The sequence below is a fragment of the Bartonella sp. MF74HXZ genome, from assembly GCF_042194445.1.
Taxonomy (GTDB): Bacteria; Pseudomonadota; Alphaproteobacteria; order Rhizobiales; family Rhizobiaceae; genus Bartonella; species Bartonella grahamii.
This window is the reverse complement of the sequence record NZ_JBHIMW010000004.1, coordinates 246,971-261,507: the sequence shown is the minus strand read 5'-3', so window position 1 is coordinate 261,507 and position 14,537 is coordinate 246,971. Positions and strand designations below refer to the sequence as shown.

Below are 14,537 nucleotides of genomic sequence, written 5' to 3'. Positions count from 1 at the left end.
AGACAACCATGTGAAAGGCTTTTGAAAAAAATTTCCTCATTGAAAATTTTTACAAGGTATTTTTTTAGATTATAGTCTGTTTTCCACCTAAAATGATGATTTTACCACCTGAAACCAAAGAAAAATACATGTCACCTTGCATGCTTTGTTGGCTTTCCCCAAAATGACAAAGCCTTCTCCACCGGTCTTCAAAAAATGCCAATCGATAAACAACAATCTGTAAACAATCTGGCTTCTTATCTAACGGATTTGACTGAGCTTCCCCTTCAAATGCAGCCTTGTCTAGAGTTATTCTACAAAAAACGCTGCTTTAAGAATACGCACAGACGAAAAACATCCCAATGCATAAAGTTTTAACCGCATCTCAAACAATGGTATTTTACGACACAACGGGATAAACTATTGTCTTACAGATTTTCTCGTATCACTCTCATTCTGTTTCAAGAAGTTTCCTGACAAGTACAAAATGCATCTAAGAGAGTTCAATTACTCACCATGTGTTAACGCATCGCCAATTTGCTCTAGCCAACAGAGCGCCCATTTTGAAAAAAAAGAACGCCTTTTGCATACACGCTCTACCCAAAAGAGGGAGAGTACCATTTTGCCTTTTCTCGCTTTAAATAAATATATCCGTTGATCTCTTCCCGCCACCTCAAAAGACGAAGATTTTAGCCCCACATCGATTTGTAAACAATCCAACGACTCTGAAGGGATTCCGTCTGCTGCTCACTTATATGATTCAATTGCATAAGGCTTAACGAAGCACCCCTTCCCCTGAATAGATGTCTCTTTAATACTTAAATGGATCAAGTATTGTATGTCTTATTTTCCTTATATCACCAGCTTCAATAATAGTGTTTTAATGACGGTGTTTTACGGTATAACAGGATAAAATTCTACCCATGGGCTTTTTGTCATCGCCTATCAGCACCTTAAACCCAGCACTTTAAGCCCAGCGCTTTAAACAATGTATCACGATACCACAAGAGAGAGCATTTTGGATAAAACTTTATTCCTTAGAAAAAAACTCTATGAATAAAGGAAGATTTTTTGTTCTCTTTTACCCCTACCTTCAATAATCACTGTCTTGATCCTCTAAAAAACAATAGGCAAACTGACCGTTACACATCCAACAAAGGCAGCACAAAAAATAAAATAATAAAGAACGCCTCAAAACTTTCTGCACAATATATTCTATAAGATTTTATATTCTATAAGATTTTTTTCTCATAACAGACATTTTGCAATCATTTTTATCTCTCTCAAAGCTTTCATTCTCAGGCTTTGACAGCATAAACCACCGCCATATTGACGGGGCGTGTTTCATCCCCCCCTGTTTTTTGCAACAAGACCTTATGTTCATGCTCTCCCGCAGCCTTCGTTAACCGATCTTTATTGTAGACTTGAGCCAGATTTCTATAATATTCACCGTGATTCATATCCCAAACTACCTTGTCAATCATTGGATAACTATGCTGGTGGTTACCTGTTGAATCTGTTTTTCCTTCATGGGTATGAGATTTAAAAGACTCTTCTTGTCGACTTCCCAAGCGACGTCCTTTATCAATTGCTTTTCCACTATCGAGCCCCCGTAAAAACATTCCACGCAAATCGGGAACATTGAATGTTGTTCTCCCGTCTCCTTTTCCCCACGTTTCCCCCAAAACAGCAAAGAGATTGGCATAGTTCTTTCGCGAATATTCTTTACCATCACAGAGTAACCATCCAGAGGGTATTTTTTCTGTAGCAAAAGTCCCAATAAATCCAGAAGAAAAAGTTTCCGGCAAAGGAGGAAAGGGCGGAATTTCAGGAAGTTTTATAGTAGGATTGGTTAAAAACCATCCATCAGCATTTTTCCCGGCAATATCGCACGTATAGACGATTTCATAAAGCCCCCCTTTTTGAATTTCCCCCCCTTTTAAAGGCATAATACCCTCTGGCGTTGCCATATAAGTTGGTCTTGGCGGCAATTGATTTAAAGAAACATTTGTTATTCCTCTGTTGACGCCTTGTGCTTTAAAGCGCACAACAATGCCATCCATATAAGTCTCAAAAAAAGACTTTGTCGCCAAACGAAGTGATGTCCTCTCGTTTTCCACATCGACAGTAAACTGTGTTTCAATCCCGCCCCCATTATCCAACAAATATTCTTTGATGCGTTGCATCATAGCGCGAGCACTATCATTGACTGTGCTTGGCGGTTGCCCTTCTGACCAGTTTATACTCTCGTCGGCATAAGCATTTTCTGATGCGATAATTGACCAATTATAAATTGAACTCATAGAAGATACTCTTTTTTCAAAAAAGGAAAACGAGCAAAAAATGAAGAAAAGAAAGCCGCAATTTTATTTTTAGATGCCGGTATTTTCTCCCCTTTCATTTTCTCCATTTTCAGGCCTATTTTGTCATAATCAACATGCAATAATTTTGTTTTTGCATTGACATAAACAGCTTCCGGCTTCACACGCAACACGTCTTGCGCCATAACACCCTGATAACGTTGTGGATTTCCTTTATAATTAAAGGTATAAAGTGGATATCCCTTTTTCTGCCCCACAGGGATAATATTTTCTTTTGCTCTCACATCACAAAGCCCTAAAATTCCTCCGACCAATCCAAGTACTTGCTGCGCATCACGCAATGGATCTTTTGTCACAGAAGGCATTGTCGTGGATTTTCCTGAAGTCGTTCCGTAATTTCCAGCAGCCTGCGTTCCTATCTGTAACAAGCTTTGCAATCGGTTCCAATCTTGATTATCTTTTTCTGACCATTTTTGGCGTTCAGCATCTAAGACATTTTGACGGTTTATATCTTGAATCATGCCCCCTTTCAAAGCATTGCTTTGCACGTTACTCTGTCCTTGATAATAGCTATTTGCCGCATTAACCTGATCATTCTGAGAGCGATCAATCATCTGATTTGCATTCATCATATTGTTAATATCTTGATTATATTGCTGTGCTGCAGCATTTGTTGCCAAGGCGCCTAGTTCATCGGCCAGCACACCGGTGTGAGCCCCAGAGCCATAACGTCCTGCCCCAGACATCGATTGATTAATTGCATCGGAAGTTTTATTCAGAGCATTTTGCAATGCAGTATTAAATTTACTATTGCTTCCAATCCAGCTTCCCTTAGCCATACCGGAAAGATTTGTAGCGCTGTTGGTTGGTGCATTCAACCATTGCGTTACCGTTGGATTGTTATAGAGCCCTGCTGCTTGTTGTAAACCGGTCAGAGCATTTTTTGTCATATCGCTAAGACCAGCGACTCTGTCTCCCTGATAAACGTTTCCGCCAATTCCTTTATTATAAAGTCCAAGTGCATCAGCACTGGCTTGTTTAAAAATATCAGCCGCCCAAGCAGGTGGAGCATTTGTTTGTGTTGTTGTCTGCACTTGAGGTGTGGTTTTTCTACTCATGGCTTGAGAACCTTTCTATATTGAATAAGATTACGAGAATATCCGTGATGAGCGAGCCTTTTCGCCCATCCAGTTCTTCCAAACATGTGCATTTCTTCAGCATTAATTGTTCGCGCCCATTTTTCGACTTCATCAATCAATTTGACCAATTTCAGCCCTCCCTCTCCAGCAAGATCTGAGAGAACGACGCATTTTTTCCCCGTATGGGTTATTTCAACTTTGGTTATTGCAAAAGCACTAAATTGGATTTTATTTTTTAAGACCAGCCACAATTGTGCTTGTCCTTTAGCGATTTCTTCAGCAATTTTTTCCAGACAAACATCATCCGGAAAGCGCTGAGCATATTTTTTCAATGCAGCATTGAGTGCCTCTTGATAGGGAGCTATTTTTTCCCATGGCCATTGCTCTGTCAAATGAGCAGAATACAAATCTTGACTCTCTTGCATCATAATTTTGGCTCTTTTAGCTTTATCACTCATCTCCCCTTAAATACCATCCTACGCATTTCACATATTCCATGCTTTCCGCACAAAAAAAGTAAAGAAGCCCCATCATCCCTTTGTCACAACAAATAGGAAACTTTCTTCTTTATAAAAATAAGCCATTGTGCAGACTATTTTTCCTTTATCGCAGAAAAGCATGAAGCATAACGCACCACCTTGTTCCTTTGTTTATAAAGGCTTTGGTCTATGAGCATTTATTCTTTAATAATTTTAATAATAGAGGCTTTGGCCTATCGCATGCCGGCTCGCGTCAATTCCACATCAAATCCAGTGACATGAGTCCAATTCACCCCTTCAGGAATGCGCAATTTAAAGCGATAAAACCGTGCCCTTGCGCGACAATGAATTTGTCCAGTATTATAAGAAGGCTGTTTTTCTGGCAACCAAACAGTTTCCTCTTCAAGAGATTGTCGAAAGCGCATTCCCACAGACAAATAAAACTTTCCACTATTGACTTGAGGCATAATATTTTTCACCCGTGTTATCATGCCATTTGTCTGCCCCATTTCTTGTGATGTCACGACACAAGCCATAGCCCCCCCAGAAAACGAACCCAGTCTCCCCTGTTGATCAAATGCCCCCAGAATAGGCGATTCATTTTTCCAAGCTTTACTATCGAGAGAAAAGGACAAATCATCAATATTCTTAGTCACAAAATCAAGACCTTCTAGGGTTGTTCCTGCTAAGAAAATAGGCAATATCATTTTGATATCCACGAGAGCTTTTGTCCATTTTTGCAATCCCCAATCATAAATGAGCAAGATACGTTTATGAAGGTTCTCATCAGAATCAACCATCCAATAAACACGATTATACACCCCATCGATAGCTGCAGACATGGTATACAGATTATCCTGCCTTGATTTTGCGGTCATCGTTCGATCGACTTTTTCGAACCCAATGGGGATAATCTGTCCATCATTTGTTATTTGATAAAAACCGCCCTCATCGGCAAAAAATGCTAAATCGCCTCTACAAACAATCGATTCAGCATTTTTTGCACCCCGTTTATCGTGGATTTTTTGGAAACTAAAAATAATCTTAGAGCCAGGGATAAAAGAACCGGCATAGATTGCAGAACGCATAAAGATAATTGGATTTGTTGTCTCGGTTGCCCCTTGGACGAATCCGCCATCAGGAAAATCTTGATAATCGCAACTTTTTTTCCCCACGGTCCAAAATTCAGCATCATTTAATCCAGACCAATGAACCCGTCTTGGATACTCGGTTAATTTCATCAAACAAACAAAATCTCCCCAAACTCGAACAATCCCTGCTTGTGGTGGATTTCCCCCCAAATTTCTAAATTTTTTATCATGATTAATATCAATCACTTGTGGTTTATCATTGGCATTCACCGCAATGATAAAATCACCAAATAAAGCAAAAGACCACGGAGCATCGATATTAGCAAGATAAGATTTCCCTTTTTGGCTAATATCTTTCCACTTCATTGTTGTATTATCAAGCAAGAAGATTTTTTCTCTTGTTCCAACAATAATAGAAACCCCATTTTTTGTTTTAACCGCAAGAGCGCCTAAAATTGGCTCAGGACAAGGATCTGATAAAGGTTCAAAACTTGGCATAGGAATATAGGAGCCATCAGCCGGTAGCACATTAACAAGTTCATCGGTAAAAATTCCATTGATATCCGCCACATCGGGTCGATAATCAGCGATTGGGAAAAAAGCCATCAAGACCCCCATAAAATCTTTGAAAAGCCTAGTGCCATTCAAAACACCAAGGCTTATTGATAAAAAACCACAAAAGCCCTTAAAACTCTAAAGGCATAAAATTCAATAAAATACACAACCTTAAGTTGATTAATACGTCGAAAAAAAAGATACCATAAATAATGGCATACCCAGCGCCATGCACCAGCCCTTCACCATCAATTCCCAGCGCTCATCCAACCATAAGGGACAAACCAGCCATCAACGATTTGGAACAAAGCCTTTTAAAAACTCATTGGGCGAATCTTTGAAGAACCCTTTCGGCGCGATGTTTCAATGCGCAAAGCTTGAAGCTGTTCTTGAAAATCTCTGAAAGAAACGGCGGCATATTCAGGGTCTTTAAGAATATTTTTATAAAGTTCATATTTTGCCCGTGCTTTAATAAGATCAAAAGCATAAATCAACCAAGGATTATCGCTTTCTTTCAGCTGTTCATCAGCAAAATGAACAGGAACATAAGAAAGCTGTACAGTTTCCACATATTCTGGTGTTGGAAAGAGTCCTATTTTTTGATCAAGGCACGTATAAAAGAATGGCGTTCCCAGTGCAGGATGCATACCATATTGTTGATGCAACACTTCCAAGGGCTTAAAGAACAACTTTGTTGGTGTTGCATTCTTTGTTGCTAAAAAGACGCCTTCCAAACTCTTTTCTGATCCAATAAAAACTCCCTCTTTTTGCCCATACCATGTTTTACCACTTTGTGTTTTAAACGTCCTTTCTCTTTTTTCATTAAAGAAAAAGGGTTCGCATTCACACACACGCAAAGCCGTAAAAATTGAATCTTGAATTTGCAGAGAATATTCCGCTGTTGTATCGTCAATTTCATCTTGAATAAGCGCGACCATATAAGCAAAAGTTTTAGAATGGTCTGAATGTGTAAGGTTTAGATTTTTGGGATCAGTGGATAAAGTGGTCATAAGTCTGTCCTTTTTCTGGAAGCATTTTAAATTTTTCCCCCAACAGATCCCTCTTGTTGGGGGAAGTTAGCAAACATTCGCTTTAAGCAGGTGCTCCATAAGTTGGGATGACGATAGTGCCAAAATCCTGAGCCCCTTGCGTACTTCCTGGCAAGGTAAAGCAAGTTTTTTTCATACCAATAATGGTTTTTGCCGCGACCCCGAATTCTCTTTCATAGTCGAAGAGTTCTTCCACCAATTTATAGCGTGTCGCCCCTCGATCTTTACCAAAAGCAATCACAGCACTCTGCGCACCAAGTAGAACAGCACGACGCACATTTGGTACAGCTTTATTTGCCGTCCCAGATTCGACTCCTTCGGTAATATGTTCAGCTTCGCGCAAAACCACACCATTATACATGCCCAAAGATCCATCATAGAGTGGATTTTTGATACGGCTTCCACTATAGATTGCCTTGGTAATGTCGAGCCATTGCCCCGCATCTGTATTGGTTCGCAATTGCGTCACTTGGGTTGGATGTAGATAAAGCACATAGACATTTTCCCCATCGATCCGCACGGGTCTAATTTTTGGATTTGCCAATTTAGCCCTTTCGACAGCTTTATCAATGAGCTTGAGATCAAAAACATCGTTTGATTTTAAATCTTCATCTTTTGTTTTTCCATTAGGGCGCACGACGCGTTTATCGGTTGGTGCCGTTGGCGCATTAAACCCATAATGGACAGGTTTAAGAGTAATCGTACGTCCCTCAAAGTTAATAGCTTTTGCGGTATATCCACACACTTGAATGAAGAACATCATACTCAGACGATCTGCATACCAATCAACTAAGCCATTTTTTGCCTCGGTACGCAAATCATGGAGAATTCGTTGTTGATCAATCGTTCCCTCATTTTTGACACGCACAGCATGAACGAGTTCATTAATTGCCAAGCGATCATTGAGAAACTGTAAAGCTTCTTCATTGCCTTCCAATGTCTGCCCTTCACTCACCCCATCGCCTAGCAACTGCACACGCAAATTAAAGCTAATGGCATCCCCACTTGCTTTCGTGGTTTCATCCTTTAATTGTACGATACTATTTGAATCATTTCCAATCAACGGTGCAATCGGAAGTGCTTTTGAGACTTCTTGGTTTAGTAATTTAGACCATGTGCGCACTGCCATTGGGTCATTAAGTCCGATATAAGTTACAGTCATTTTGTCCTCTAAAAGTTTTATTGACATAAAAAACCCGGCAAAGCGCCGGTTGTTAAAACACCACATTTCATTTCAAATGGTGAATAGGTTATTCGTGAGTTTTATCTAATTTCTGTTAGCGTCTGCCTCCCCCTTATAAGAGCTCTCCTCACCACATCCGTGCTTTGAGAAATCCCCCGTATTCCCCCGCGCTAAAAGCCTCTCCACGTTCCTGCAAAAAACACTCCCCCGCATTCCCTGCGCTAAAAGCCTTTCCACGTTCCCGCAAAAAACACTCCCCCGCATTTTTATTTTTAAAATTCTCTTCCCCCCATTAAACGATTAAAAGAAGCTTTATTTTTAGGATCAGAAACCCAAGCGCTAAACTCTGCTTCTGACATTTTATCAAGCATCTCCAAAGAAATCGGCCCATTTGGCGTCAAGCCGTTATAAGCAGCAAGTGTACGTGCAGAATTGTGTCTTTCCTGTAAATTTTCATCCATGTTATTGGAAACATTTGTGTAGCCAATTTTTTGTGCAATAGAGTAAATCACTTCAGCCGGATTTTGATTTTTTTGCGCACAATCGCGCAAGATCTGCTTCAACTCATCGCCAATCAACGCATCAATATTTTTGGGATCTGCCATCTCAGGATAGAGCGAAGCGCAAGCTGCCAACTGTTTAGCCCGCGTTTCATAAATAAAATCAGCAGCTTGATCAAAATCATGATGCTTTTGTTTAACACTGGCAACAGACTGCTGAAAAAACGCATGCAACTGTTCTGCTTCGCGATCCAGAGAAGGTTGTTGTTTTTCATTAACAAGTCCCTGTTTTTGGAGTGTTTTTCCCAACCATTGCATATAGCCCATAAAGTCTTTTTGTGGATCTGGTGGAGCATCTTCTCCCCCTTGAACCTCTTTTCCAGCCTTTTGCGAAGAATACTGCTGTTGATGCGTTTGCCCTTGGAAATTATCTTCAAGAGTTTTTTCTTCTCTTCCAATTTCACCATCTTCTCCCTCTTGTGTTGAGAGTAGATAATCCTGTTTCAATTGGTTTTGTTCTGCCAGCGTTAAGTGTTCTTGATCCATGACATTAGCCTTCTCTTTTTTTAAACAATAAAATTAAATTTTTCAGATAAAACAGCCTGAGAGCATTTATCCCCTTAATGCTTACCCATCTTTTGGCTCCAACATTCCCCCACATGGCTCCCCCACCATGACGACAAGACTTCTATCGAACATTTTCCCCAATACACACTGTCCAATAAAACAGCTCTTCTGAAATAAAGAGAGGCGACATTGCACGACATAAGCAACATGGGTAACTATGGAAATTGTTTAGATAAGCAACTTCTGATAGACGAAATTCATCCAAGAGAGCACATGATAAAGCACCCTATTGTTGAGCCTTTACTGTCTGCAACATCTGCATTATCTGCTCTGTTCCCATATTACCCCCCATCTGCGCTGAGGCATTTTGCTCTTCTTGAAGAGAATTTTGCGCCTTTATCGCAATTTTATGAATGAGTGAGGCTGGTAAAGGTGAATAGCGTAAGAGATCAAGCATAATCTCAGGCGTTGCAAAATTTTGCATCAAAGGAAGTAATTGCATAATCAGTGCAAAAGTACGCTCTTTTTCATTAAGACTTGTTGGCGCATCATCCACGACAATATCATATTCCAAACTTGTCACCATTTCGCGTGTCAGTGGAACATACTGGGCATTTTCATCACCAGCAATACGAACCAGCCGCCCATCGGACAGATAATTTTGAATAAGATAGAGAATAATTTTCCCCTGTCGTTGCCGATATCGACGCAACCCATCAAAAAAGGAAGCCAAAAGATTAAGTGACGATTGTCGCCGTTGTTGTTCAAGAACGCCGGGCTGATTGACAGCTCTTGTCCCAATAAATTCAGAAGACAACCCCGTCACCTGTTCAAGTGCGCTCTTTGCTTCATTAAACAATTGGAAAAACCCTTGCGGAAACTGAGCCACGGGTTTAGGCTGAATTCTTCCCCCAGACACAGCACCACTTTTCAACCAAGTAATGCTATCGGCTCTAGCCCAACTCTCGAGGGCTTGTCGATCATCATCAAAAGCATCGCGTTCTGCCATAATTCCGCCTTTTGATTGGCTATTGAGCAAATGCATCACTTGACTAAAATATTTGTTTGCCCACCGTTGGGGATCTTTTGTTGGTTTAACAAGTCCGTAAAAGTGCCGGCTTAACTTATCAAAAGTACCGGTAATACATTCCCATCCCAATTGATTGTGTGGGACCAAGGGCTTATCAGGCGCTTCGAGCAGCTTTCTGCCCAAAAATGCCCGTTTGACAATTTTTCTGTTCAACCTTGTTGCTTGAACATGAGGAAAGGTTTTGCTTAAATTTTGGAAATCCTGCTCTGAATAATCGATAAACTTTCCACTTTGAGGCTCGAGAACTTTATAAATCACCTCGCGTTCAAACCAGCGACATTCTACCAATGTCACCATTTTAGGACGTTGATAGGTGCCTCCCTCTTCCCAGTCTCCCTGATATCCCCTCTCAGCTTGATAACTTTGTGTCATCCCATTGCTGGTTGAATGTAAAAAACTCTGATGTTTAACCCAATCAGCATTAAGATCACTCCAATGAACATTGGGAAACATTTCCTGAGCCACAGCAAGAGGTTTTTCATCAATATACCATAAACGTTGTGCATCAATAAGATTAGGCTTAACAGCACTTGCATCCCACACCATTTTCATAGGGTCGAGCCGCGCAATGATTGGTTTTCCTTGTGGATCTTCTTCATAATCAAGGCGTGTATCTGTCCACCCCATTCCGCAAATAATTGCATCTTGAAAGGCATCGGAATCTTCGTATTCCCCATCGGCTTCATCACGAAACCACTCAGCCGCCCCTGTCAGAATCTGGTTTGCAAAGGCTGCTCCTTCTTGTCGTGGAATAAATTGCACTTGTCTTTTATTATTGCGCTCAGCCCCAATCACGGCATTAATTAAAGGTGCAATACGGTTAAAAGTCATGACCGGTCTGTTTTGTTCGTGCAAGGCAGCCAAGTCTTGCTCATTCCATTGCCGTCCATTATAAAAATCGTAATCTTCTTGGGCATTTTTTCGCCATTTTTCGACATGGGCAATATCATCCTGATACCACCCCACGAGTTTTTTAAAGAGTGCTTGATTTTCAAGCGTTTCGATTTGATCAAAAGAAGAATCTGTAGAAATATTCATTAAAAAGCCATCCATGAAGTTTGAGAATGGTGAAACGAGCGATAAGGTTTTTTTCGCGCTCTAGCATTTGGTTGTTCATAAGCCACACACATCAGTCCAAAGGCATCGGCCCCATGGCTAGCCCAATCATGTTCAGCCCCTAGTCCGATATTGCGCTGTTCGTCGCGCTTTTCATGATACCAAGCGAGTGCTTTTCTGCCCGCACATGTCGTTTCACGATTAAACCATAGTGCAGGAAACAATCGCCTTACGGCTTCGATACGCATTTTCACAGCGCCTGTCCCTTGATTAGGGATCACTTTAGTTTGAAACCCAGCTTGTTGAAGGGCACTTTCAAAACTCACATTATAAACACGATCTTTTGTTGCGCCATCATGGGGCAAAACCATGAGAGCCTTTTCATATCCCCTTTGAAAGACCCAGCCCACATGCTCTGAGAGAGGCTGTCCTTGGGCTTCATAATAATCGAGCACTCGAATTTCCCGTCCAATAAATTGCGCAACCCACAATGCGGTAGCATCAGCCTTTGCTCCTGTTCCCCCGATATCCCAAAAGATTCTCACCTGCATCAAAGGATCACGTGGAACGGTGGTAATCCGCCCTTCCATTTCAGCTTCGAGAAGACATTTCTGATAATAAGCCCCTTGGACAGCTTGGAGATATTCGCCTTCCCAAATATGGTTATACTGCTCTGGTCTTTGCTGCAAATCGTCCATTCGATCACGATTGAGTTTTTCAGGAAATTGCGGATTATCACGCCAATTAATTTCTGCCCCTTTGATATGAGGATTATCGACATTTCGGAAACGTTTTTCCACGGGTGCATTTTCATGGCACGGGTTCCATGTGACCCATAATTCTGCATTCCAATCTTTTCCTTCTTCGCGCAAAGTTGGAATGAGGGTTTGCCAAGCAGTTTCTGTCACGGGCTCGGCTTCATCGACCCAACAAAGGAAAACGCGCCCCATTGATTTAATACTTGCGATATTGCGATCAAGCCCAGCAAACACATAGACAATCCGTCCATCTTTTGATTTAATATACTTATCGCCGATTTCATAATAGTCTTGTAAAAAAGGATAAGATTCGATAGCGCGTTTAATTTCTTCCAAAGAACTGTCATTGAGAGAATTTTGAAATTGCCTTGCACAAAGAATAATCCCGCGTTCTCCAGCCATTCCATGGCGATATCCCACAACAGCCGACATCAAAGCAAAAGAACGTGTTTTTCCAGACCCCCGTCCTCCCCAAGCAGCTCGCACATCTGCTTTTCCAGTAAAAACAGGAATAAGCTTTGGAATAAGAGCCACTTGAGCCGTTTTCTGCTCTATTTTTTGAGAAATTTTCTGAACAATTTTCATTATAAATTTTCATACTTTAGCAATAATTGCGCTTCACCCTTTTGCTTATCCCAAGTTTAATTATCCCAGAGCAATTGAACGAAACGAGAAATTGAACGAAAAACACCCTTCTCAAAAGCAGCGCTTTATCTTCCTTCATCCTAATACGCAATGAATTTCACTTTTTTGCATGAAGCCCCCCCTTTGACCGCGTTGACCACTTTGACCGCTTTGACCCCGCATATACACGATATGCGCCCCCCCAAGGGTCCCCCCCTCAAACACCGCGCCCTGTCATCCCCCAACCAAAGCACGGCATCCCTCCACCAAATCATAGCCTCAGCACATGGCTCTCAAGCATATCCAAAGCCCAACATCCTCCAATATCATGCCTCTCAAGCTTCACCAATCCTCACACTTATCTATCCCCGATACCCCCACCAAAACACATGCATCCCGCAAGCATAATACTTCTCTCAAGTTTCACGCCCTTCACCCATCAAAACACTGTCCCATATCCACCACACAAACATCCTGCACCAAATCTCCTCCAGCACATGGCTCTCAGGCATCATTCACCCAAGCCAAGTATCACGAGCACCTACAAAGACGATAAGCCTCCGCTTCAATCCCCTCAAGACAAGCAATCACTAAAGCAGCCCCCTTCCAAGATGTCACCCCGCATCATCCACCTCAGCCTAACATTTTTCAATATCACAAGCCTCCGTTGCTGAAAAATCACGCTTCTCCGGTTCACTATTTTTTGCATTCACTGGTACAATCTCAATACGCGAAACTGTTTTTAATATCTCCACACCTTCAATAACGAGAAAAGCCCAAACCTTCACAAAAAATCCAAAACAGTAGATAACATCACGCCCTCTAAGCATCGTACCTCTCGAGTATCACCTCTTCAGCACACGCCCCTCTGTCATCGCCCATAAAAGCCGGCGTCCCCATAAAGCCAAGCCCAAATATCTCCCCCCGAAATATTCTGCTCTCCAATAAACGCCCAAACATCACAGCCCCCTCTTCAAGCCTCCGTTGCTGAAGGATCACGCTTCTCCGGTTCGATACTTTTTGCATTCACTGGTACAATCTCGATACGCGAAACTGTTTTAACCTCCCCTTCTCCAGTCCCCTGAAGAGGCAACACTTTTGCAAGAAGCGAAAAAAACGGTACGGGATTATTCAGAGCATGATACTGAAGATAAGACACCAACCCATCTTCACCATAGTGATAGCCAGCCTGCTCCGCCGCTGTCAGAAGAGCTTCATTAAATCGCTTTGTTGTTTTATTCAAAGCCCCTTTTTTCCGCCCTCTTCGACGTAAGGGAAGACAATGTTCATCTACCATCATCATGTTCCTTCCAACTAAAGAGAAACCAAAACCTCAAAAGCAACCAGCAATCTAAAAAAATGGGACACACCCTAAAAGATAAAAAACACGCACAAAGCACAAAGCCTCTGCTCCTTTTTTACAGATCAACGTTTTTACGCTTTTACATCATTACAGAACAAAGCCAAATGAAACTCCCAAACCATTACCCCGCATCGCTCTGTAAACACGGGTCTGTCAACAATCTGATTTCTCGTCTATCAGATTCCCCTGCTGATTATTTCATATGGCTATCCCACACTTCAAAGATTGGTGTTTCATCAAACACGCCAGATAAGCTCTGATCTACAATTCAACTTCAAAAAGCAAATTTTCCTCTGCAGGATAAAGCTTCCACCCCGCACCGGTTTTAAACTATAATCCAACCTCTTACCCAATAAATTCCCCTACTAAAATCAGATTACTTACCCTACTAACATCAGATTACCGCCCCCAAACATCCCTATTTTACACTATAACCGTATAGCAAATATTTTAATTTTCTTGCCAATCTTCTGAAACTACTTTATTGATGAGTTTGTGTTTGTGATCGTCCACGCAACGGTCAAATAGGGAGTTGAAGACCCAAAAACTCATACATGAATTTATCCCGCTTTGCGGATATCCCAGAATTCCGGGAGCTTTTTCTATGTCCAAGTGCTTGTCAGCACTAAAAGCAAAAGGCTGACTGAGCTCAGTGCTTTCAACCTCCCGGAATACCAATGCGAGGGCGCTCGCCCCCAGCGGGGGGCTTGAAGTGCAAACTAAAAATCCAGATTTCGCACTTTTTTAAAAAGTACCCAATCTTATAGTCTTTGAAATTATTTT

General features: G+C 41.5%; 12 protein-coding genes. All 12 read right to left on the bottom strand.

Annotation, left to right across the window (positions count from 1 at the left end; translation table 11 throughout):
* Window positions 1–1,277: 1,277 nt before the first annotated feature.
* The 12 genes from ACFIJ8_RS05375 to ACFIJ8_RS05320 all read right to left on the bottom strand — a co-directional run bounded on the left by ACFIJ8_RS05375 (window position 1,278) and on the right by ACFIJ8_RS05320 (window position 13,691).
* Window positions 1,278–2,282 carry a phage tail protein gene (locus ACFIJ8_RS05375; RefSeq protein WP_375639162.1) on the bottom strand — a complete coding sequence of 335 codons (1,005 nt, stop codon included), beginning with the start codon at window positions 2,280–2,282 and terminating at the stop codon, window positions 1,278–1,280.
* On the bottom strand, window positions 2,279–3,418 hold the full coding sequence (locus ACFIJ8_RS05370; RefSeq protein ID WP_273788463.1) for a tail fiber domain-containing protein: 1,140 nt from the start codon (window positions 3,416–3,418) through the stop codon (window positions 2,279–2,281). Before ACFIJ8_RS05370 ends, ACFIJ8_RS05375 begins: the two co-directional genes overlap by 4 nt.
* Window positions 3,415–3,867, bottom strand: coding sequence for a hypothetical protein (locus ACFIJ8_RS05365; protein ID WP_375639161.1), 453 nt, complete (start codon window positions 3,865–3,867; stop codon window positions 3,415–3,417). Before ACFIJ8_RS05365 ends, ACFIJ8_RS05370 begins: the two co-directional genes overlap by 4 nt.
* Before the next feature lie 284 nt (window positions 3,868–4,151).
* On the bottom strand, window positions 4,152–5,615 hold the full coding sequence (locus ACFIJ8_RS05360) for a hypothetical protein (RefSeq protein ID WP_375628922.1): 1,464 nt from the start codon (window positions 5,613–5,615) through the stop codon (window positions 4,152–4,154).
* A gap of 263 nt (window positions 5,616–5,878) precedes the next feature.
* Window positions 5,879–6,574, bottom strand: coding sequence for a hypothetical protein (locus ACFIJ8_RS05355; protein ID WP_375639160.1), 696 nt, complete (start codon window positions 6,572–6,574; stop codon window positions 5,879–5,881).
* Window positions 6,575–6,656: 82 nt separating this feature from the next.
* Window positions 6,657–7,775: a N4-gp56 family major capsid protein gene (locus tag ACFIJ8_RS05350; protein ID WP_015856832.1), complete on the bottom strand. Its 1,119-nt coding sequence runs from the start codon at window positions 7,773–7,775 to the stop codon at window positions 6,657–6,659.
* A gap of 293 nt (window positions 7,776–8,068) precedes the next feature.
* Window positions 8,069–8,842 carry a hypothetical protein gene (locus ACFIJ8_RS05345; RefSeq protein WP_375639159.1) on the bottom strand — a complete coding sequence of 258 codons (774 nt, stop codon included), beginning with the start codon at window positions 8,840–8,842 and terminating at the stop codon, window positions 8,069–8,071.
* A 307-nt stretch (window positions 8,843–9,149) separates the two neighbouring features.
* Window positions 9,150–10,991 carry a portal protein gene (locus ACFIJ8_RS05340; protein ID WP_273788457.1) on the bottom strand — a complete coding sequence of 614 codons (1,842 nt, stop codon included), beginning with the start codon at window positions 10,989–10,991 and terminating at the stop codon, window positions 9,150–9,152.
* Entirely contained in the window at window positions 10,991–12,352 is a 1,362-nt protein-coding gene (locus ACFIJ8_RS05335) for a PBSX family phage terminase large subunit (RefSeq protein ID WP_273788456.1), read from the bottom strand. The genes ACFIJ8_RS05340 and ACFIJ8_RS05335 overlap by 1 nt, the downstream gene beginning before the upstream one ends.
* 677 nt (window positions 12,353–13,029) lie before the next feature.
* Complete coding sequence (locus ACFIJ8_RS05330) at window positions 13,030–13,221, bottom strand: hypothetical protein (RefSeq protein WP_375639158.1); 192 nt, start codon at window positions 13,219–13,221, stop codon at window positions 13,030–13,032.
* Window positions 13,214–13,354 (bottom strand): hypothetical protein, encoded by a 141-nt coding sequence (locus ACFIJ8_RS05325; RefSeq protein WP_375639157.1) that lies wholly within the window; start codon window positions 13,352–13,354, stop codon window positions 13,214–13,216. Before ACFIJ8_RS05325 ends, ACFIJ8_RS05330 begins: the two co-directional genes overlap by 8 nt.
* Window positions 13,355–13,364: 10 nt before the next feature.
* Window positions 13,365–13,691, bottom strand: coding sequence for a hypothetical protein (locus ACFIJ8_RS05320; protein ID WP_375639170.1), 327 nt, complete (start codon window positions 13,689–13,691; stop codon window positions 13,365–13,367).
* Window positions 13,692–14,537 lie beyond the last annotated feature (846 nt).